The organism is Streptacidiphilus sp. EB129 (assembly GCF_041262645.1).
Taxonomy (GTDB): Bacteria; Actinomycetota; Actinomycetes; order Streptomycetales; family Streptomycetaceae; genus Streptacidiphilus.
Window position 1 is genome coordinate 1 of the sequence record NZ_JBGCCS010000107.1, and the last position, 1,404, is coordinate 1,404.

At 70.9% G+C, this 1,404-nt stretch carries 1 protein-coding gene; it reads left to right on the forward strand.

Annotated features, from left to right (window positions below):
• Window positions 1–113 precede the first annotated feature (113 nt).
• Window positions 114–1,376 carry an ISL3 family transposase gene (locus tag ABH925_RS37655; RefSeq protein WP_370156147.1) on the forward strand — a complete coding sequence of 421 codons (1,263 nt, stop codon included), beginning with the start codon at window positions 114–116 and terminating at the stop codon, window positions 1,374–1,376.
• The last annotated feature ends 28 nt before the right edge of the window (window positions 1,377–1,404 follow it).

Here is a 1,404-nt window from a genome sequence, read left to right on the forward strand (position 1 = left end):
GGCTCTTCTGCTCCATCTGTGGGTCGGCTCGGAGCGCCTGACGCAGTACACGCCGTCCCCCGTGCAGATCTTGAGGTGCTGAAGCCTGAGATCGAACGCGCGGGGAGAACGGCGTGCGGTTCACCACGGTATTGAGGAACCTGGTCGGATGCGAGGAGGCGGTGCCGGAGGACGCCTGGTTCGATGAGGAAGCGCAGGTCATGGTGGTCGCGGTGCGGCCGAGGGCCCGGGCGCGTCGCCGGTGCGGGATCTGTGGCAGCCGCTGCCCGCGGTTCGATGCCGGGGCCGGACGCAGGCGCTGGCGGCACCTGGACGCCGCCGGGCTCCCGCTGTACCCGGAGGCCGACGCGCCACGGGTGTCCTGCCGGCGCCACGGCGTGGTGGTGGCCGCGGTGCCCTGGGCGCGCCACGACGCCGGACACACCTACGACTTCGACCAGCAGGTCGCCTGGCTGGCCACCGAGTGCTCGAAGTCGGCGACCGCGCAGCTGATGCGGATCGCCTGGCGCACCGTCGGCTCCATCCTCACCCGCTACCAACGCGACGCCGATGCCGGGATCGACCGCCTCGCCGGCCTGTGCCGGATCGGGATCGACGAGATCAGCTATCGCAAGGGCCAGAAGTACATGACCGTCGTCGTCGACCACGACACCCGGCACGTCGTGTGGATGTCCGACGGCCACGGCAAGGATGTCCCGCGCTCCTTCTTCGACGCGCTCGGCCAGCAGCGGGCCCACCGGCTCACGCATATCAGCGCGGACGGCGCGGAGTGGATCGCGGATGTCGTGGCCGAGCGTGCCCCGAACGCGATCCGCGCGATGGACCCCTTCCACGTCGTGGCCTGGGCCACCGACGCGCTGGACGAGGAACGCCGCGCCTCGTGGAACCGGGCCCGGCGCGGGGCCGCAGACCCCGAGCTGGCCCGCAGGCTCAAGCACTCGCGTCACGCGCTGTGGAAGAACCCCGAGGACCTCACCGAACGGCAGAACGCGAAACTGGCCTGGATCGCCGCCAACGACCCCCGCCTGCACCGCGCCTACCTGCTCAAGGAGGGCCTGCGGACGATCTACCGGATCGCGAGGACCGAGGGGCTGGCCGCCGCTGTCGCCGCGCTGGACCGCTGGCTCGCTTGGGCCCAGCGCTGCCGCATCCCCGCCTTCCTGGACCTGCGGAGGAAGATCAAGCGGCACTACGACGCCATCGTGGCCGCCGTCGCCGAGCAGTTGAGCAACGGCCTGATCGAGTCGACCAACACCAAGACCCGCCTGATCATCCGCCGCCGCTTCGGCTTCCGCAGCGCCGACGCCGTCATCGCGCTCGTCATACTCTGCCTCGGCGGCAACAGACCCACCCTGCCCCGCCGCCAACCCGCATGATCACACCCACAGGTCCAGCAGAAGAGCC